Annotated in this window: 20 protein-coding genes and 1 other RNA gene; 6 read left to right on the top strand and 15 right to left on the bottom strand. The window is 64.2% G+C overall.

The window, feature by feature from the left end:
- Positions 1-90 precede the first annotated feature (90 nt).
- The 8 genes from gcvH to PSEMO_RS09705 all read right to left on the bottom strand — a co-directional run bounded on the left by gcvH (position 91) and on the right by PSEMO_RS09705 (position 8,971).
- Positions 91-474 (bottom strand): glycine cleavage system protein GcvH, encoded by a 384-nt coding sequence (gene gcvH / locus PSEMO_RS09740; protein ID WP_075802860.1) that lies wholly within the window; start codon positions 472-474, stop codon positions 91-93.
- Between the two features lie 46 nt (positions 475-520).
- Positions 521-1,603, bottom strand: a complete 1,083-nt coding sequence (gene gcvT / locus PSEMO_RS09735; protein WP_075802859.1) for a glycine cleavage system aminomethyltransferase GcvT — start codon at positions 1,601-1,603, stop codon at positions 521-523.
- A gap of 120 nt (positions 1,604-1,723) precedes the next feature.
- Positions 1,724-3,286: an ABC transporter permease gene (locus tag PSEMO_RS09730; protein WP_372239109.1), complete on the bottom strand. Its 1,563-nt coding sequence runs from the start codon at positions 3,284-3,286 to the stop codon at positions 1,724-1,726.
- 208 nt (positions 3,287-3,494) lie between these two features.
- Entirely contained in the window at positions 3,495-4,496 is a 1,002-nt protein-coding gene (locus tag PSEMO_RS09725; RefSeq protein ID WP_075802857.1) for an extracellular solute-binding protein, read from the bottom strand.
- A gap of 105 nt (positions 4,497-4,601) precedes the next feature.
- Positions 4,602-5,819, bottom strand: coding sequence for a 2-octaprenyl-3-methyl-6-methoxy-1,4-benzoquinol hydroxylase (locus tag PSEMO_RS09720; protein WP_178391984.1), 1,218 nt, complete (start codon positions 5,817-5,819; stop codon positions 4,602-4,604).
- Positions 5,820-5,860: 41 nt separating this feature from the next.
- The gene (ubiH, locus tag PSEMO_RS09715) at positions 5,861-7,060 is read right to left on the bottom strand and encodes a 2-octaprenyl-6-methoxyphenyl hydroxylase (protein WP_075802855.1); all 1,200 of its coding nucleotides are present in this window, start codon (positions 7,058-7,060) and stop codon (positions 5,861-5,863) included.
- A complete protein-coding gene (gene pepP, locus PSEMO_RS09710) occupies positions 7,057-8,397 on the bottom strand; it encodes a Xaa-Pro aminopeptidase (protein ID WP_075802854.1) in 1,341 nt (446 codons plus the stop codon). The genes ubiH and pepP overlap by 4 nt, the downstream gene beginning before the upstream one ends.
- A gap of 19 nt (positions 8,398-8,416) precedes the next feature.
- Positions 8,417-8,971 (bottom strand): YecA/YgfB family protein, encoded by a 555-nt coding sequence (locus PSEMO_RS09705; protein WP_075802853.1) that lies wholly within the window; start codon positions 8,969-8,971, stop codon positions 8,417-8,419.
- A 151-nt stretch (positions 8,972-9,122) separates the two neighbouring features.
- On the opposite strand from PSEMO_RS09705, the gene PSEMO_RS09700 reads away from it, so the two are divergent.
- From PSEMO_RS09700 to PSEMO_RS09685, 4 genes are all read left to right on the top strand, one after another.
- Positions 9,123-9,332, top strand: coding sequence for a TIGR02449 family protein (locus PSEMO_RS09700; protein ID WP_009395629.1), 210 nt, complete (start codon positions 9,123-9,125; stop codon positions 9,330-9,332).
- Positions 9,329-9,649 carry a cell division protein ZapA gene (locus PSEMO_RS09695; protein WP_075802852.1) on the top strand — a complete coding sequence of 107 codons (321 nt, stop codon included), beginning with the start codon at positions 9,329-9,331 and terminating at the stop codon, positions 9,647-9,649. Before PSEMO_RS09700 ends, PSEMO_RS09695 begins: the two co-directional genes overlap by 4 nt.
- An 18-nt stretch (positions 9,650-9,667) precedes the next feature.
- Positions 9,668-9,845: non-coding RNA, 6S RNA (gene ssrS / locus PSEMO_RS09690), on the top strand.
- A gap of 60 nt (positions 9,846-9,905) precedes the next feature.
- Positions 9,906-10,511 (top strand): 5-formyltetrahydrofolate cyclo-ligase, encoded by a 606-nt coding sequence (locus PSEMO_RS09685; protein ID WP_075802851.1) that lies wholly within the window; start codon positions 9,906-9,908, stop codon positions 10,509-10,511.
- Between the two features lies 1 nt (position 10,512).
- Here the strand turns inward: PSEMO_RS09685 and PSEMO_RS33445 are convergent, their stop codons facing one another.
- The gene (locus PSEMO_RS33445; protein WP_178391983.1) at positions 10,513-10,671 is read right to left on the bottom strand and encodes a hypothetical protein; all 159 of its coding nucleotides are present in this window, start codon (positions 10,669-10,671) and stop codon (positions 10,513-10,515) included.
- A 189-nt stretch (positions 10,672-10,860) separates the two neighbouring features.
- Here PSEMO_RS33445 and PSEMO_RS09680 point away from each other — a divergent pair, with 189 nt between their 5' ends.
- Complete coding sequence (locus tag PSEMO_RS09680) at positions 10,861-11,310, top strand: EVE domain-containing protein (protein ID WP_075802850.1); 450 nt, start codon at positions 10,861-10,863, stop codon at positions 11,308-11,310.
- Positions 11,311-11,318: 8 nt separating this feature from the next.
- Here the strand turns inward: PSEMO_RS09680 and PSEMO_RS09675 are convergent, their stop codons facing one another.
- Complete coding sequence (locus PSEMO_RS09675; protein WP_075802849.1) at positions 11,319-11,726, bottom strand: flagellar basal body-associated protein FliL; 408 nt, start codon at positions 11,724-11,726, stop codon at positions 11,319-11,321.
- Positions 11,727-11,889: 163 nt separating this feature from the next.
- On the opposite strand from PSEMO_RS09675, the gene PSEMO_RS09670 reads away from it, so the two are divergent.
- Entirely contained in the window at positions 11,890-12,867 is a 978-nt protein-coding gene (locus tag PSEMO_RS09670; protein ID WP_075802848.1) for an NADPH:quinone oxidoreductase family protein, read from the top strand.
- Between the two features lie 104 nt (positions 12,868-12,971).
- Here PSEMO_RS09670 and PSEMO_RS09665 read toward each other — a convergent pair whose 3' ends face one another.
- The 5 genes from PSEMO_RS09665 to trxA form a co-directional block, all read right to left on the bottom strand.
- Positions 12,972-13,616: a gamma-glutamylcyclotransferase gene (locus tag PSEMO_RS09665; RefSeq protein WP_178391982.1), complete on the bottom strand. Its 645-nt coding sequence runs from the start codon at positions 13,614-13,616 to the stop codon at positions 12,972-12,974.
- A 285-nt stretch (positions 13,617-13,901) separates the two neighbouring features.
- On the bottom strand, positions 13,902-14,870 hold the full coding sequence (locus PSEMO_RS09660; RefSeq protein WP_075802846.1) for a CDP-6-deoxy-delta-3,4-glucoseen reductase: 969 nt from the start codon (positions 14,868-14,870) through the stop codon (positions 13,902-13,904).
- Entirely contained in the window at positions 14,870-16,336 is a 1,467-nt protein-coding gene (gene ubiD, locus PSEMO_RS09655; protein WP_075802845.1) for a 4-hydroxy-3-polyprenylbenzoate decarboxylase, read from the bottom strand. The genes PSEMO_RS09660 and ubiD overlap by 1 nt, the downstream gene beginning before the upstream one ends.
- 127 nt (positions 16,337-16,463) lie before the next feature.
- Positions 16,464-17,723, bottom strand: a complete 1,260-nt coding sequence (gene rho, locus PSEMO_RS09650; protein ID WP_075802844.1) for a transcription termination factor Rho — start codon at positions 17,721-17,723, stop codon at positions 16,464-16,466.
- 226 nt (positions 17,724-17,949) lie between these two features.
- Positions 17,950-18,276, bottom strand: coding sequence for a thioredoxin TrxA (gene trxA, locus PSEMO_RS09645; RefSeq protein ID WP_075802843.1), 327 nt, complete (start codon positions 18,274-18,276; stop codon positions 17,950-17,952).
- Positions 18,277-18,490: the final 214 nt, after the last annotated feature.

Below are 18,490 nucleotides of genomic sequence, written 5' to 3'. Positions count from 1 at the left end.
TCTCTCTTCCTAGACCAAGCCCCGATGGGTGTCGGGGCCATTAGAGTCTAGGAAGGGATTGCCGATCGTGCGGGAAAAACTGCGGGTGGCTTACTCGCCGATGGCCTTGGCGTATTCCTCGGCGCTCATCAGCTTGTCCAGGTCGGCCGTGTTCGATGGCTTCAGCTTGAAGAACCAGGACTCGTAGACTTCTTCGTTGACCAGCTCGGGGCTGTCGCGCACGTCGTCATTGACGGCAATGACTTCGCCGCCGACCGGCGAGTAGATATCCGAGGCCGCCTTGACCGACTCGACCACGCCGGACGCATCGCCTGCGCCGAAGACGGTGCCGACTTCAGGCAGTTCGACGAAGACCACGTCACCCAGGGCTTGCTGGGCATGGTCACTGATACCGACGGTCACGGTGCCATCGGCTTCCAGACGGGCCCACTCGTGGCTTTCGGCATAACGCAGGTCGGCAGGGATTTGGCTCATAGGTTGTTCCTCAACAGGGTTCAGCGGTCGGCCCGCCGGAATTAATTTAGATCAGGATTCGGCCATGGCGAACGAAGGTCGGCTTGACCACCCTCACCGGATACCATTTGCCACGGATTTCCACTTCAGCCCGGTCGGCAGTCGCTATCGGGAGGCGTGCCAGAGCGATTGCCTTGCTCAGCGTAGGCGAGAAACTACCACTGGTGATCTCCCCTTCGCCAATTTCCGCGACGCGAACCACCTGGTGGGCGCGCAGCACGCCGCGCTCTTCCAGCACCAGGCCGACCAGTTTCAGGGATACGCCACGGCCTTTCTCGGCTTCCAGCGCCTTGCGCCCGATGAAATCGCGTTCGGCGGGCTCCCAGGCGATGCTCCAGGACAGGTTGGAGGTCAGCGGCGAATGGCGTTCGTCCATGTCGTTGCCGTACAGGTTCATGCCGGCTTCAAGACGCAGGGTGTCGCGGGCACCGAGGCCGCTCGGGGCGATACCGGCACCGACCAGGTCGTTGAAGAAGGCCGGCGCCTGCAGGGCGGGGAGAATGATTTCCAGGCCGTCTTCACCGGTGTAGCCGGTGCGGGCAATGAACCAGTCGCCTTCGAAATGGCCTTCGAAGGGCTTCAGGTCGCGGATCAGGGCCGCGCGTGAGGCGCTGAGCAGCTCGGCGACCTTCTCCCGCGCCTGCGGGCCCTGGATGGCGAGGATCGCCAGCTCCGGACGCTCGCGGAACTGCACTTCGAAACCGCTGCGGCGGGCTTCGAGCCAGGCCAGGTCCTTGTCGCGGGTGGCGGCGTTGACCACCAGGCGATAGCCGTCATCGAGGCGATAGACGATCAGGTCGTCGATCACCCCACCGTCATCGTTGAGCAGGGGGCTGTAGAGGGCCTTGCCGGGCGCATCGAGGCGCGCGACGTCGTTGGCCAGCAGATGGCGCAGCCAGTCGCCGGCATCGGTACCGGCGATGTCGATCACGGTCATGTGCGACACGTCGAACACTCCGCAGTCGCGGCGCACCTGATGGTGCTCCTCGACTTGCGAGCCGTAATGCAGGGGCATATCCCAACCGCCAAAATCGACCATCTTGGCGCCAAGCGCCAGGTGCAGGTCATACAGAGGCGTACGCTGTCCCATGGGTTTCTCCTTCCGGGCGTGGCGAAGCTACGGCTGAGGGCAGCGTTCCGGCTACCCGGTCGTGGACCGGCCGCAGCGAATGCCGCGCATTGTATCCGCAAGGAGGCCGGGTGGCATCCGTCAGTGACTCTGACCCGGATGACGAGCCGAGCGCCGTATCAAACCGATGACCGGCAGCAGGCCGACCAGCACCAGGGTCAGGGCCGGCAGCGAGGCCCGCGCCCACTCGCCTTCACTGGTCATCTCGAACACCCGCACCGCCAGCGTGTCCCAGCCGAACGGACGCATCAGCAGGGTCGCCGGCATTTCCTTGAGCACATCGACGAACACCAGCAACGCGGCGCTCAGGGCACCGGGCACCAGCAAGGGGAGATACACCTTGAAAAACAATCCCGGCCCACTGACACCCATACTGCGTGCCGCTTCCGGCAGCGAAGGACGAATGCGCCCCAGGCTGTTTTCCAGCGGCCCGTAGGCCACCGCGATGAAGCGCACCAGGTAGGCCAGCAGCAGGGCCGAGAGGCTGCCCAGCAGCAATGGCTTGCCAGCCCCGCCGAGCCAGCCGGAGAGCGGGATCACCAGTTCACGGTCGAGGTAGCTGAAGGCGAGCATGATCGCCACGGCCAGCACCGAGCCGGGCAGCGCGTAGCCAAGGTTGGCCAGGCTGACCCCGGCACGGATCGCCGGGGCCGAGGACTGACGGCGGGCAAAGGCCAGCGCCAGTGCGACGCAGACGGTGATCAGCGCCGCTGCGGCGCCGAGGTAGAGGGTGTGCAGGATCAGCGCGGTATAGCGCTCGTCGAGATCGAAGCGGCCACGCAGCCAGAACCACGCCAGCAGTTGCAGCATCGGTACGACAAAGGCGCAGGCGAACACCAGCAGGCACCAGCCACTGGCAGCGGCGGCCTTGATCCCGCGCAGGTGGTACAGCGCCTTGCCCCGCGGCCGCTCGTTGCTGCTGCGCACCGCACCCCGGGCCCGGCGCTCGCCGTAGAGCACCAGCATCACCGCCAGCAGCAGCAGGCTGGCCAGTTGCGCGGCGCTGGAAAGGCTGAAGAAGCCGTACCAGGTTTTGTAGATGGCGGTAGTGAAGGTATCGAAGTTAAAGACCGAGACGGCACCGAAGTCCGCCAGGGTTTCCATCAGCGCCAGGGCCAGGCCGGCGAGGATCGCCGGTCGCGCCATGGGCAGGCCGACCCGCCAGAACGCCTGCAACGGCGATTGCCCGAGGACCCGCGCCGCCTCCATCAGGCCCTTGCCCTGGGCCAGGAAGGCATTGCGCGCCAGCAGGTAGACGTAGGGGTAGAACACCAGCACCAGGACGATGATCACCCCGCCGGTGGAGCGCACCCGGGGCAGGCGCATCGGCCCGAACCACTCGCGCAGCAGGGTCTGTACCGGGCCGGAGAAGTCCAGCAGGCCGACGAAGACGAAGGCCAGCACATAGGCGGGAATGGCGAAGGGCAGCATCAATGCCCAGTCCAGCCAGCGGCGCCCGGGGAATTCGCAGAGGCTGGTGAGCCAGGCGAGGCTGACGCCCAGCACGGTGACGCCAATGCCGACGCCCACCACCAGGGTCAGGGTGTTGCCCAGCAGGCGGCTCATCTGGGTATCGAGCAGGTGCGACCAGATCTGCAGGTCGATGCTCTGCCAGGACAGCACGAGCACGCTCAGGGGCAGCATCACCAGCGCAGCGATGGCGAAGACCAGGGGGTACCAGCGGCGTTGGGTGGGGCGGGACAAGGGGCGGGATCTCAGGGATGTGGAGTTTTTCAGGGCCTCATCGCTGGCAAGCCAGCTCCCACAGGGACCGCGTGCACCGCGAAACCTGTGGGAGCTGGCTTGCCAGCGATAGGGCCCTCAAGGACCCAGCAAGAATAAGGGCTGAACCTCAGTTCCAGCCAGCCCGGTCCATCAAGCGAATCGCTTCAGCCTGGCGCTTGCCCGCCACTTCCACCGGCAAGTCGTCTGCCTTGAAGCTGCCCCAGGCCGCCACTTCCTCGGACGGAGCGACTTTCGGGTTGGCCGGGAATTCCTGGTTGATCCCGGCGAACATCTTCTGCGCTTCCTCGCCGGTCATCCACTCCACCAGCGCCTTGGCCGCTTCCGGGTGCGGTGCATGCTTGGTCAGGCCAATACCGGACAGGTTGACGTGCACGCCACGGTCACCCTGGTTGGGCCAGAACAGCTTGACCGGCAGTTTCGGGTCGGCCTGGTGCAGGCGACCGTAGTAGTAGGTATTGACGATGCCGACGTCGCACTGCCCGGCAGCGATGGCGTTGATCACCGCATTGTCATCGGAGAACACATCGGTGGACAGGTTGTTGACCCAGCCCTTGACCAGCTCTTCGGTCTTGGCCTCGCCATGGGTCTCGATCATGGTGGCGGTCAGCGACTGGTTATAGACCTTCTTCGCCGTGCGCAGGCACAGGCGGCCTTCCCATTGCTTGTCGGCCAGCGCCTCGTAGGTGGTCAGTTCGCCCGGCTTGACCCGCTCGGTGGAGTAGACGATGGTCCGCGCACGCAGGCTCAGGCCGGTCCAGTCATGGGAGGACGCACGGTATTTTTGCGGAATGTTGGCATCGATCACCGGCGACTTGATCGGCTGCAGGATGCCCATCTGTTCGGCCTGCCAGAGGTTGCCGGCATCGACGGTGAGCAGCAGGTCGGCCACGCCGTTCTCGCCTTCGGCCTTGATCCGCTGCATCAGCGGGGCCTCCTTGTCGGTGATGAACTTGATCTTCACCCCGGTCTTGGCGGTGTAGGCGTCGAAGACCGGCTTGATCAGCTCGTCGATACGCGAGGAATACACCACCACTTCATCCGCCGCATGGGCAGCCCCGCCAAACAGGGTGAGGGTCAGGGCGGCCAGCAGGTGCTTGCGTGACGACATCGGTAACGCTCCTCGGTATCGGAATGAGGCGCAAATGGTAGTTAATGTCATTTGCCATCACAAACCGAACGCAGCACCGAGGAGTTACCAGATGTTGCGGCGACCTCAGGCTTTCGCCAGGTCCGGCAGATCACCACTCAAACCCAAGGCTTGGCGAACGAACAGCGCCTTGGCCTCAGGCATCTGTTCGACCCATTTCAGGCCGCTGTTGCGCAGCCAGCGCAGCGGCAGCGGATCGGCCTGGAACAGGCGCTCGAAGCCTTCCATGGCCGCCATCAGCGCCAGGTTGTGCGGCATGCGCCGGCGCTCGAAACGGCTCAGCACGCGCACATCGGCCAGGCGCTCGCCGCGCTCATACGCGCTTTGCAACACTTCAGCCAGCACCGCGGCATCGAGGAAGCCCAGGTTGACCCCCTGCCCGGCCAGCGGGTGGATGGTGTGGGCAGCGTCGCCGATCAGCGCCAGCCCTTCGGCGACATAGCGCTTGGCATGACGCTGGCGCAGCGGCACGCACAGGCGTGGGTCGGCATGCAGCACCGAACCCAGGCGGCCTTCGAAGGCGCGCTCCAGCTCGGAGCAGAACTCGCCGTCCGGCAGGGCCATCAGGCGTTCGGACTGTTCCGGGGTGGTCGACCAGACGATCGAACACCAGTCCTGCTTGCCGTCACGGGCCAGCGGCAGGAAGGCCAGCGGACCCTCGTCGGTGAAGCGCTGCCAGGCCGTCATCTGGTGCGGTTTGGCGCATTGCACGCTGGTGACGATGGCGTGGTGCAGGTAATCCCATTCGCGGGTTTCGCAGCCGGTCAGGCGGCGCACGGCGGAGTTGGCACCATCGGCGGCGATCACCAGTGGCGCACGCAGGTTGCGGCCGTCGGAAAGGGTCAGCAGCCATTCGTCGCCGGAACGACGCATGCGCTCCAGACGGGCGTTGGGCAGCAGGCCGATCTCGCTGTCGTGCAGACGCTCCAGCAGACCATCCTGGACCACCCGATTCTCGACGATATGCCCGAGCACTTCGGCATGCACGCTGGCCGCCGAGAAGTGGATCTGCCCGGTGCCGCTGCCGTCCCACACATGCATGTCGGAATACGGGCTCAGACGTCGTTCGGCGATCCCTTGCCAGGCCCCGAGGCGCTCGAGAATGCGCTGGCTGGCCGCCGACAGGGCGCTGACCCGCGGCTCGAACGGCGCTTCGTCATCGAAGCGCTGCACCGACAGCGGGCTGCCGTCGATCAGGAGGATTTCCAGGCCGCTGTGCTGCAAGGCCAGGGCCAGGGCGCTGCCGACCATACCGGCACCGACAATCAACAGATCCGCGCGCATGTCCATGCTTCAAGCCTGTTCCACGTAGAAGAAAGAAGGGGTCATGCCTTGCCCTGGAGATCAGGGCGGGTGCCCAGGCCCATGGCCTGGCGGGCGAACCAGCGCTTGGCCGGCGGCAGCAGGTCGAGACCGAGCAGGCCGAGGTTGCGGCCGGTGGCGACCAGCGGCTGGGCAGTGCCGAACAGCCGGGTGACCTTGTCGGAGAAGCCGACGGTCAGTTCCTGGTCCAGGCGCTGGCGTTCGCGGTAGGCATCCAGGGTGGCGAAATCGCCCGGGGTGTCCGGGCCGGCGAGCAAGCCGTCGGCCAGCGACTGCACATCGCGCAGCGACAGGTTGAAGCCCTGCCCGGCAATCGGGTGCAGGCTGTGGGCGGCGTTGCCGAGCACCACCAGGTGCGGGCGCACCTGCTCCTGGGCTTCCACCAGCGACAGCGGATACAGATGCCGCGCACCGACCTGGCGCAAGGCACCGAGGCGGTAGCCAAAGACACCCTGCAATTCGTCGAGGAAGCTGCGCTCGTCCAGCTCGGCCAGGCGTTTCGCGTCCATTCCGGCGCGGGTCCAGACCAGCGCGCAGCGGTTCTCCGGCAGCGGCAGCAGGGCCATCGGGCCGTCATCGGTGAAGCGTTCGAAGGCCTGGCCACAATGGGCCTCGCCCGGGGTGATATTGGCGATCAGCGCGCTCTGGTGATACGGGCGCTGATTGACATGGATACCCAATTGCTCACGCAGGCCGGAGCGACCGCCATCGGCCAGTACGGCCAGATCACATTCGACCTGGGTCTCATCGTTCAGGGTCAGGCGATAACCGTCGCCCAACGGCTGCATGGCGATGACTTCGGCCGGGCAGCGCCAGCTCACCACCTCGGCGTCGAGGCCTTGCCACAGGCATTGCCCGAGCCAGGCGTTCTCCACCACATAACCCAGGGCCGGCACGCCTTCCTCGATGGCATCGAGACGGGTCGCGCCGAAGCGCCCGCGATCAGACACCTGGATCTGCCGGATTGGTTCGGCACGCCGGCTGATGCCCTGCCACAGGCCCAGGCGCTCGTAGATCTGCCGGGTACCGAAGGACAGCGCCGAGGATCGTGCATCGTAGCTGGGCTGGAAACTGTCGCCGGGAGCGAAGGGCTCGATCAGCAGGATCTTCCAGCCCCGGGCCCGGGCGCCGGCCTGCAGGGCCAGGGCAAGACTGGCGCCGACCAGACCGCCGCCGATGATGGCGAGATTGACCCGGCTCATGCGACCTGGCTTCGTGCAGCAGCCATCAAGGCTTCGATTTCGGCGACCGTCTTCGGTACGCCGGTGGTCAGGATTTCACAGCCGTTCTTGGTTACCACTACGTCATCCTCGATCCGTACACCAATGCCGCGCCATTTCTTCGCGACGTTCTGGTTGTCTGCGGCAATGTAGATACCCGGCTCAACCGTCAGGGCCATGCCCGGCTCGAGCACGCGCCATTGACCGCCGACCTTGTACTCGCCGACATCATGCACATCCATGCCCAGCCAGTGTCCGGCACGGTGCATGTAGAAGGCCCGGTAGGCCTCGGTTTCGATCAGTTCATCGACCGCGCCCTTGAGCAGGCCCAGCGTCACCAGGCCCTCGGTGATCACCCGGACCGTAGCCTCGTGGGCCTGGTTCCAGTGCTTGCCGGGGGCGATCTCGGCGAAGGCCGCTTCCTGGGAGGCGAGCACCAGCTCGTAGATCGCCTTCTGCTCCGCCGAGAACACGCCGTTGACCGGGAAGGTGCGGGTGATGTCGCTGGCGTAGCAGTCGATCTCGCAGCCAGCGTCGATCAGCACCAGGTCGCCGTCCTTCAGCGGCGCGTCGTTCTCCTGGTAGTGCAGGATGCAGCCGTTGCGCCCGGCCGCGACGATGGAGCCGTAGGCCGGCATCTTCGCCCCGCCCTTGCGGAACTCGTAGTCCAGCTCGGCTTCCAGGCTGTATTCGTAAAGGCCGGCGCGGCTGGCCTGCATGGCCCGCACGTGGGCTCGGGCGGAAATCGCCGCGGCCTCGCGCATCACCTTCACTTCCGCCGCCGATTTATACAGGCGCATGTCGTGCAGCAGATGATCCAGGGCAACGAATTCGTTCGGCGGTTGCGCGCCCAGGCGGGCCTTGGAACGGATCACGTTGATCCACTCCATCAGCCGGCGGTCGAACTCGGCATTGCTGCCCATGGCCGAGTAGACCCGGTCGCGGCCTTCGATCAGGCCAGGGAGGATGTCGTCGATATCGCTGATGGGGAAGGCGTCGTCGGCACCGAAGTCGCGGATCGCGCCTTCCTGGCCGGCGCGCAGGCCGTCCCATTGCTCGCGCTCGGGGTTGCGCTCGCGGCAGAACAGCACGTATTCGCCATGCTCGCGGCCGGGGATCAGGGCGATCACCGCCTCGGGCTCGGGGAAGCCGCTGAGGTACTGGAAGTCGCTGTCCTGGCGATAGAGGTACTCGACGTCACGGTTGCGAATGGCAACCGCGGCCGCCGGCAGGATGGCGATGCTGTTGGGTTCCATCTGCGCCATCAGCGCCTTGCGGCGCCGGGCGTATTCCGCTTTCGGGATATGGGTGACTGCCACGGGGAACCCCTGTTCGGCCTCAGTGCAAGGAAGGTTTGGCAGCGGCGGCGACCGGCTTGGCCAGCTCCGTGTAGAGCAGCAGCGGCGCCACGCGCAGGTATTCCATCACTTCCATATAGTCGCTTTCGCCGTCTTCGGATTCTTCCAGGGCGTCCTGGACTTGCGAAATAGCGGTGAGGTCCTGCAGAACCTCCTTGGCTTCGTCGCTCAGGTCCTTGCCGCCGGCATTCAGGCCGAAACCGGCGAGGAAGCCCTGGCACCACTGGCCCAGGGCGCCTGCGCGCTCGCTCAGCGGCTGCTCGTCACCGGGCAGGAGCAGGACGATGGTGATGTCTTCGCCGGTAAGTTCGCCCTTGACCATCTCCTGGAGACCGATCAAAGCGTTGCGAACGTTGTCTACCGGTTCGCTTTCCAGCAGGTGGGCCGCGTCGGCCAGCCAGCTGTCGGCATCGAAACCGGCGCCGGCACAGCTGCGCCCGAGCAGCAAGCCATGCAGTTCGGCAGGGGAAACAGGGTGGCCATTGCTGTTGAGCAGGGTACCGAAAGCGGTGTACGGCGATTGGGTATTGGACATGGCAACTAGGCGCCAGACGGCGCAATGACTAGAATGAAGGCCTTGTATCCTAGCACCGGCGGGCGCGCCAAGACCATCTGGGCGGGCAATTCGGCCGGTGGCGGACGCGGGATACGGAGCAGTCACGGTACGACGAATCGAGTGGCGAGCAATGCAAGAAGACGAGCTGCAAACGCTGAAGAGCCGCCTCGAACTGCTGATTGAGCGGGTCGAGCAACTAAAACGGCAAAACGCACTCCTATCCGTGCAGGAGAAGTCCTGGCGCGAGGAGCGCGCCCACCTCATCGAAAAAAACGAAATCGCGCGGCAGAAAGTCGAATCGATGATTTCGCGGCTCAAGGCCCTGGAGCAAGACTCATGAGTTCACCGAACAACGTCACCGTGCAGATCCTCGACAAAGAGTATTCGATCATCTGCCCGCAGGAAGAGCGCACCAACCTGATCAGCGCCGCCCGCTACCTCGACGGCAAGATGCGCGAGATCCGCAGCAGCGGCAAGGTCATCGGCGCCGACCGCATCGCCGTGATGGCCGCCTTGAACATCACTCACGACCTGCTGCACAAACAGGACGAACGCCCCGACGCGCAGAACGGCGGCGCCACCCGCGAGCAGGTGCGCGACCTGCTGGACCGCGTGGATCAAGCCCTGGCCGACGACGCGGATACAAAAAGCAACTAAGTTTCTGTATACTCCGCCCACTCCCTGGAGTGCTTGCCAGTCGGTCATGTCCCTGAGCCGATACGCACAACCACGGGGGTTGCACGTGGGGCCGGTGTGCATGTCCGCTTGACGGAAAGCCTTAACGCCTCCTGCAATCTCCACCTTGAACTTTCGGGTTCAAGGGCTACACCGACAGCGGTTCGTCGGGGAGCCTGCTTTCTTTGCCTGCGCATCTTTTTCCCCCGCGCAGGCATACCTTGGGATCGCCCGTGCCATGACCGACACCGCGTCGCTGACCCGCCCCCAACTCCGCCGCCTGCTTCGCAATGCCCGCCGCGCCCTGACGCCGGCCGAGCAACGTCGTGCCGCGCGCGGCCTGTACCGGCAACTGGCCCAGCATCCGCTGTTCCGCCGGGCCCGGCATATCGCCCTGTACCTGCCCAACGACAGCGAGATCGACCCGCGCCTGCTGCTGCGCGAAGCCCAGCGTCGCGGCAAGTTCACCTACCTGCCGGTGCTGCATGCCTGGCCGCGGACCAAGATGGCCTTCCAGCGTTTCGAGCACGGGGAAAAGCTGCGGCCCAACCGCTTCCGCATTCCCGAGCCGAGCATCAGCCTGGCGCGGCAACGGAAGATCTGGGCGCTGGACCTGATCCTGCTGCCACTGGTGGGGTTCGATGAATTGGGCGGTCGCCTCGGGATGGGCGGTGGCTTCTATGATCGCAGCCTGGCCTATCAGGGCCGGCGCAAGGCGTGGAAAAAACCTTTGCTGCTGGGGCTGGCGCACGAATGCCAGAAGGTGGAGCGCCTGGCACAGGCCAGTTGGGACGTTCCGCTGCAGGGAACGGTGTCGGACAAAAGCTGGTATCTGGCGCGCTGAATCAGCGCTGCAACTGGGCCTGGGCTTGCGCGGGAACGACCGGCATCTGGTACGCCGCTTCAGCCTTGCGCTCCCAGAGACTCTGGGCATAACCGGTGGTGACCACGCCAAGACCGAACACGAAAACAAGTACCCAGAACAGATCCGGTTTGCGATTCATCGATTGCCCCCCTCAGGCAAACTCATCACGATGTCCGCAGCGGTTCTTGTTATAGGCCGTGCAGCAGCGTCAAGCTGGAAAAAAATTTGGCGCATTTTCCGACAACATTGGTCTGCAAGCAAACCTTGACGTCAACCAGTCGTCGGTTTGATGCAACAGGTTGTTTCAGAGCAACAAGGAGCTGAACCCATGGCCTACTGGCTGATGAAATCCGAACCCGACGAGCTTTCCATCGAGGATCTTGCCCGCCTCGGCGAGGCGCGCTGGGATGGCGTGCGCAATTACCAGGCACGCAATTTCATGCGGTCGATGGCGGTCGGCGACCAGTTCTTCTTCTATCACTCCAGTTGCCCGGAACCGGGGATCGCCGGCATCGCCCGGATCAGCGCCGCCGCCTACCCGGACCCCACCGCCCTGGACCCGCAAAGCCATTACCACGACCCCAAGGCCAGCGCCGAGAAGAACCCCTGGAGCGCGGTGGACGTGGCCCATGTGGAAACCTTCCGCAAGGTCCTCGGCCTTGGCTACCTGAAGCAGCAGGCCGCGCTGGACGAGATGCCGCTGGTGCAGAAAGGCAGCCGGCTATCGGTGATGCCGGTCACCGCCGAGCAGTGGGCGGCGATCCTGCAACTGCGTTGACGCCGTGATCACTGGACGATCAGGTTGTTGAACAGCAGGTCTTCGACGACCGGGCGGCCTTCTTCGTTTTCCAGCACCTGCTGGACCTGCTTGAGGGCTTCCTGGCGCAGCTTTTCCTTGGCGTCGACGTTGCTCATGGCCTCCAGGGTCTGCTGGGTGAACAGCGCCACCAGCTGGTTGCGGATCAGCGGCTCGTGGTGCTTGACCGCGGCGGCATCGGCGTCGCCGGTGACCTTCAGGGCCACGTCGGCCTTGTACACCCGCAGGCGCGGGCCGCTGTCGAGGGCGTAGTTGCCGACGAAGGGCGGCGTCAGGCTGATGTAGGACACCTTGGGTGCCGCGCCTTCCTTCTCTTCCTCGGCCATCGCCGCTGCCGGCAGCATCAGTGCCAGTACCACCAGGATCCACGCTTTCACGAATTCGCTCCTCGAAACAATTGGTCGCCAGCATACCCAGCGCGCCGTGCAAACCCAAGTCCGGGCTCGTTTATATCGGCCTATTCAGGCCGGGCCATGCTCGTTGACCCCGCCCCTCGCTTACCTACACTTATCGGCCACCCCTCGCAAAGGAATAGCCCCGATGAAAGCCTTGTTGTGCAAAGCCCATGGTCCGGCCAGCGATCTGGTGCTGGAAGAGGTCGCAAGTCCTGCGCCGAAGAAGAACGAGATCCTCCTGGACGTGCATGCGGCCAGCGTCAACTTCCCCGACACCCTGATCATCGAAGGCAAGTACCAGTTCCAGCCACCGCTGCCGTTTTCGCCGGGTGGCGAGGCAGCGGGCGTGGTCAGCGTAGCCGGTGAGAGCGCCGGGGCCTTCAAGGCCGGCGACCGGGTGATGGCCCTGACCGGCTGGGGCAGCTTTGCCGAACAGGTGGCGGTGCCGGCCTACAACGTGATGCCGATCCCCGAGGGCATGGACTTCGAGACCGCCTCGGCCTTCGGCATGACCTACGGCACCTCGATGCATGCGCTGCGCCAGCGTGGCCAGTTGCAGCCGGGGGAAACCCTGCTGGTGCTGGGCGCCTCGGGTGGCGTCGGGCTGGCGGCGGTGGAGATCGGCAAGGCCATGGGCGCGCGGGTGATCGCAGCGGCCAGCAGTGCGCAGAAGCTGGAAACGGCCAGGGCGGCCGGCGCGGACGAACTGATCGACTACAGCCAGGCCAGCCTGAAGGACGAGATCAAGCGCCTGACCGGCGGCAAGGGCGTCGATGTGATCTACGACCCGGTGGGCGGCGACCTGTTCGACCAGGCCGTGCGTGGGCTGGCGTGGAACGGGCGGTTGCTGGTGGTGGGCTTTGCCAGCGGGCGGATTCCCGAGCTGCCGGTGAACCTGGTGCTGCTCAAGGGCGGCGCGGTGCTCGGGGTGTTCTGGGGTTCGTTCGCCCAGCGCCAGCCGGCGGACAATGCGGCGAACTTCAAGCAGCTGTTTGCCTGGTTTGCCGAGGGGAAACTGAAGCCGTTGGTGTCGAGGACTTATCCACTGGCGGAGGCTGGGGAAGCGATCGAGCAGTTGGCTAGCCGGCAGGCGGTGGGCAAGTTGGTGGTGAAGGTGAGGTAAGCCTCAAGGGCCTCATCGCTGGCAAGCCAGCTCCCACAGTGACCGCGTGCACCGCGGAACCTGTGGGAGCTGGCTTGCCAGCGATAGGGCCCTCGACAACACCATCAATTCCCCTGCTGGGAATGGCAGCGCCGATACCGCGCCTCCAGGTTCCGGTCCGGCATCGCATGGCTGCGCAAGGCCTCCAGGGTCTGCTCCACATACTCCCGGGTGGTGCCATAACGCCCCTTGGCGCTGGCCAGGATATGGGTCAGCAGGTTGTCCGGCAGGTTCCCCGCATAGCACGGCAGATGCCGCTCCAGCACGAAACCCAGGGCCTGGACCTTGCTGCCATCCTCCAGCCGGCAATTCAGCCAGTGCGGCCGGTACGCCGGATACGGCATCTCCCGCTGCCACAACGCCAGCAACGAGTCCTGCAGCTTTTCTTCCGGCAGCTTGTAGGCAAAGCCGCTGCACGAACCACCCCGGTCCAGCCCGAACACCAGCCCCGGACATTCCGGCGTGCCGCGATGCTCATGGGACCAGAGATACAAACCACGGTGATAGCCATGCACCCGGCCACGCCGGCGCTCGGTCGACTGGCACTCCGGTCGCCAGATCAGCGAGCCGTAGGCAAACAGCCATACCGGCCCGCCATGATGCAGGGCCATGGTTCTTTCGACCGATTCAACAAGTTGCTCCCGGGACAATTGCTGTCCGAAATCAACTACCGGGGGATAAGCCAATGGAAAAGGTGCAGGTACCGACATAGCCGCCGCCAAAAATCCTCGTGAAATACCGAAGTACCTCACTATAAAGCCAACACTCTCGTTGAACACTTACCGTACGGCAGATCGCGGTGCGTTAACAAGCCCCGTTGCGCTCAAAGCCCGTGGATTCGGGCATTTCGGAATATTCGACTGTACTCTTGCAAGTGTAGCGATACTTTTTCGCGGTGCGCGCAACAATTAAAGCGGCGCGCCCCTTATAAGCCTTACTTGCACGGTTGGTTATTTAAACCCGGCGCGTCATTGCAACGCGCCTTATTACCGAAGTTACCCCCGTGGGGCATAAGCGAATACATCCGCACGCATCTGGTGCGCATCCATGCCCGCTTCGACCAGGGCATCAAGGGTGGCATAGACCATGTTCGGCGAACCGCTGGCGTAGACATGCACCGGCGACAGGTCCTCGATATCCTCGCAGACCGCCTCGTGCAGCAGGCCGCAGCGCCCGGCCCAGCCGCACTGGTCGCTGACCACCTGGTGCAGGAACAGGTTGGGCAACTGCTGCCACTGCGCCCATTCCTCGATCTCGTAGAAGTCTTCAGGCCGGCGCACGCCCCAGTACAGATGCACCGGATGCTGGAAACCGCGCACCCGGCAGTGCTCGATCAGGCTGTGCATCTGCGCCATGCCGGTGCCGGCGGCGATCAGCACCAGCGGGCCATCCGGCAGCTCGGCCAGGTGGGTATCGCCGAACGGCATCTCGAGCCGGGCCATGCCATTGCGCTGCAACTGGGCGATCAGGTCCAGCGCGCTTTTCTCGCGAGCCAGTACATGCAGCTCCAGGTCGCGGCCACGATGGGGCGCCGAGGCCAGGGAGAAGGCAGCCTTGTCGCCGCCCTCACGCTCGATCAGCACGTATTGTCCGGCGTGATAGCGCGGCGCCTTGCCGGCCGGGGCGCGCAGGCGCACGCGCCAGACATCGCCGCCCACCGGGCTGCAATCGCTCAGTTGGCAGGCCAGCTTGCGCACCGGCAGCTCGCCGAGGGCCAAGACGCCGTCCCAGAGCAGCACGCAGTCTTCCAGCGGCTCGGCGATACAGGTGAACAGCTCACCGTGATCACGCACTTCACCGTTCTGGCGCACGCTGCCTTCCACCAGCAAGGCGGCGCAGACGTGGCAGTTGCCGTTGCGGCAGCTCTGCGGGCAGTCATAACCCAGGCGTTGCGCCGCTTCCAGAATCCTCTCGCCGGGGTTGAGGGTCATCACGGCCCCGGACGGCTGCAAGGTTACCTGCATCAATCTATTCCCAACTGGTTCCACAACTCATCGATCCGCTTGGTCACGGCTTCGTCCTTGACGATGACACGGCCCCACTCGCGGGTGGTTTCCCCCGGCCACTTGTTGGTGGCGTCCAGGCCCATCTTCGAGCCGAGGCCCGAGACCGGCGAGGCGAAGTCGAGGTAGTCGATCGGCGTGTTCTCGATCATCACCGTGTCGCGCTTGGGGTCCATGCGCGTGGTGATGGCCCAGATCACGTCGTTCCAGTCCCGCGCGTTGACATCGTCGTCGGTGACGATAACGAACTTGGTGTACATGAACTGTCGCAGGAACGACCAGACCCCCAGCATTACGCGCTTGGCGTGGCCCGGGTACTGCTTCTTCATGGTCACCACCGCCATGCGGTACGAGCAGCCTTCCGGCGGCAGGTAGAAGTCGGTGATCTCGGGGAACTGCTTCTGCAGGATCGGCACGAACACCTCGTTCAGCGCCACGCCAAGGATCGCCGGCTCATCCGGCGGCCGGCCGGTGTAGGTGCTGTGGTAGATCGGCTTGGTGCGGTGGGTGATGCGCTCGATGGTGAACACCGGGAAGCTGTCGACTTCGTTGTAGTAGCCGGTGTGGTCGCCGTACGGGCCTTCCGGTGCGGTTTCGCCCGGATGGATCACGCCTTCGAGGATGATCTCGGCAGTGGCCGGAACCTGCAGGTCGCTGCCGCGGCACTTCACCAGCTCGGTGCGGTTACCCCGCAGCAGGCCGGCGAAGGCGTATTCGGAAAGGGTATCGGGGACCGGGGTCACGGCGCCGAGAATGGTCGCCGGATCGGCACCCAGGGCCACGGCCACCGGGAACGGCTTGCCCGGGTTCTTCTCGCACCATTCGCGGTAGTCGAGGGCGCCGCCGCGGTGGCTCAGCCAGCGCATGATCACCTTGTTGCGGCCGATCACCTGCTGGCGGTAGATGCCGAGGTTCTGGCGCTCCTTGTTCGGCCCGCGGGTAACCGTCAGGCCCCAGGTGATCAGCGGCGCGACGTCGCCCGGCCAGCAGTGCTGAATCGGCAGCATGCCCAGGTCGACGTCGTCGCCTTCGATGACCACTTCATGGCAAGGCGCGTCCTTGACCACCTTCGGCGCCATGGACACGACCTTCTTGAAGATCGGCAGTTTCGACCAGGCGTCCTTCAGGCCCTTCGGCGGCTCCGGCTCCTTGAGGAACGCCAGCAGCTTGCCGATCTCGCGCAATTCGCTGACCGATTCGGCGCCCATGCCCATGGCCACCCGCTCCGGGGTGCCGAACAGGTTGCCCAGCACCGGGATGTCGTAGCCGGTGGGACGCTCGAACAACAGTGCCGGCCCCTTGGCCCGCAGCGTGCGGTCGCAGACTTCAGTCATTTCCAGGACCGGCGAAATGGGGACCTGGATGCGCTTGAGTTCAGAGCGCTGCTCCAGGCCACGGATAAAGTCGCGCAAATCGCGATACTGCATGCGTGAGCCTCGTATTGGCCGTATCGGTCGGGGTGGGCAGTGTAACGTCGATCCGGGCCGGTCAGAATAGTGTTTATGACAGATAGCAAAAAGCCGGGTTTCCCCGGCTCTTGCGTACAGCGAGTGCTTACTTGCGCTTCATCGACAGGAAGAACTCGTCGTTGGTCTTGGTCTGCTTGAGCTTGTCGACCAGGAACTCGATGGCGGCGATCTCGTCCATCGGGTGCAGCAGCTTGCGCAGGATCCACATGCGCTGCAGCTCGTCGTCGGCGGTCAGCAGCTCTTCGCGACGGGTACCCGAACGGTTGATGTTGATGGCCGGGAACACACGCTTCTCGGCGATGCGACGGTCCAGGGGCAGTTCCATGTTGCCGGTACCCTTGAACTCTTCGTAGATCACTTCGTCCATCTTCGAGCCGGTTTCGACCAGCGCGGTGGCGATGATGGTCAGCGAACCGCCTTCCTCGATGTTACGCGCGGCACCGAAGAAGCGCTTCGGCTTCTCCAGGGCGTGGGCGTCGACACCACCGGTCAGGACCTTGCCGGAGCTCGGGATCACGGTGTTGTAGGCGCGGGCCAGGCGGGTGATGGAGTCGAGCAGGATGACCACGTCCTTCTTGTGCTCGACCAGGCGCTTGGCCTTCTCGATGACCATCTCGGCCACTTGCACGTGACGGGTCGGCGGCTCGTCGAAGGTCGAGGCGACCACTTCACCGCGCACGGTGCGCTGCATCTCGGTCACTTCTTCCGGGCGCTCGTCGATCAGCAGGACGATCAGGTGGCACTCGGGGTTGTTACGGGTGATGTTCGCCGCGATGTTCTGCAGCATGATGGTCTTGCCCGCTTTCGGCGGGGCGACGATCAGGCCGCGCTGGCCCTTGCCGATCGGGGCGCACAGGTCGATCACGCGACCGGTGAGGTCTTCGGTGGAACCGTTGCCGGCTTCCATCTTCAGGCGCACGTTGGGGAACAGCGGCGTCAGGTTTTCGAACAGGATCTTGTTCTTCGCGTTTTCCGGACGGTCGAAGTTGATGGTGTCGACCTTCAGCAGTGCGAAGTAACGCTCGCCCTCTTTCGGCGGCCGGATCTTGCCGACGATGGTGTCGCCGGTGCGCAGGTTGAAACGACGGATCTGGCTGGGCGAGACGTAGATGTCGTCAGGGCCGGCCAGGTAGGAGGAGTCCGCCGAACGCAGGAAGCCGAAACCGTCCTGGAGAATCTCCAGCACGCCGTCACCGGAGATTTCCTCGCCGCTTTTCGCGTGCTTCTTCAGCAGGGAGAAAATCACATCCTGCTTGCGCGAACGGGCCATATTTTCTATGCCCATCTGTTCGGCCATTTCGAGCAGATCGGTAATCGGCTTTTGCTTGAGTTCAGTCAGGTTCATAAGGGGAATGGAGTAATCATGTAGGAAGGGAGAGATTAAGCATCTGGCTTAATGAAGCCGCGCCGCGGGAGGCGAATGATCGCGTACTGATTCGAATTGGAATGCGGCGACGGGCGTGCAGGGGGCACTGGAGAATCAGTGCGAGGCCGAATGTAACACCTGCTTTTTCTGGTGTCTAGTCACCAGAAAGAGAAAAGCCCCGACAAATGCGGGGCTTTTTCGAGGCTCAGATATGAGCGTCGAGGAAGGCTGCCAGCTGGGACTTGGACAGTGCGCCGACCTTGGTCGCCTCGACGTTGCCGTTCTTGAACAGCATCAGGGTCGGGATACCACGAACGCCGTGCTTGGACGGGGTGTCGGGGTTTTCGTCGATGTTCAGCTTGGCGACGGTCAGCTTGCCTTCGTAGGTCGAAGCGATGTCGTCCAGCACTGGAGCGATCATTTTGCAAGGACCACACCATTCAGCCCAGTAGTCCACCAGTACAGGGCCTTGGGCCTGCAGCACTTCGGCCTCGAAAGTGGCGTCGGTGACGTATTTGATCAGGTCGCTCATGGAAATCTCCAGGTTCGGAAGCTAAAAAACGTCGCCCATCATAGCGGCACGGTCTGTCCACAGGAAGCCGAAACCGATTGAGTCTAACTATGATAGTTGATGAATTACCGAATCAGCTGTCACACAAAAGACACATTTCCTACGCGAAACTGCGCCACATCAAGCCCTGGCTTGCCGCGCGTTGGCGTAAGACGACTATCGTGGCAGGATTGCC

Source organism: Pseudomonas putida, assembly GCF_001941965.1.
Taxonomy (GTDB): Bacteria; Pseudomonadota; Gammaproteobacteria; order Pseudomonadales; family Pseudomonadaceae; genus Aquipseudomonas; species Aquipseudomonas putida_L.
The sequence above is the reverse complement of the archived record's forward strand: the minus strand, read 5'-3'. Positions and strand labels throughout refer to the sequence as shown.